Here is a 296-nt window from a genome sequence, read left to right as displayed (position 1 = left end):
CGGGACATAAATGTTCTGACTTCTAATAAAAGCGACGATTTTCATTATTATTTCTGAAAATCGTCGCTTTTTTATGTTTATAGAGAAAATCGCAGCTCGAAGAGCTGCCAATTTCCTAACGTTGACAGCCATACACGCTATGCCAACTTCGGTTTCAACTTTCTCAATACCTCTGACAGACATTCGAGTGAAACCCAAATTAGCCTTCAGATTACCAAAAAAAGTTTCAACATCAATTTTTCTTTGTTTATAAATTGATGAAGTTTTTGGATCTGAAAGCTTTTCTCTAGTGAAGT

At 35.1% G+C, this 296-nt stretch carries 1 protein-coding gene; it reads right to left on the bottom strand.

Annotated elements, in window-relative coordinates:
• On the bottom strand, positions 1-296 hold a 296-nt coding region (locus tag HMPREF3270_RS09920; protein WP_070867249.1), incomplete at both ends, for a transposase.

Source organism: Staphylococcus sp. HMSC65H10, assembly GCF_001839185.1.
Classification (GTDB): domain Bacteria; phylum Bacillota; class Bacilli; order Staphylococcales; family Staphylococcaceae; genus Staphylococcus; species Staphylococcus simulans.
This window is presented reverse-complemented; position numbering and strand designations above follow the sequence as displayed.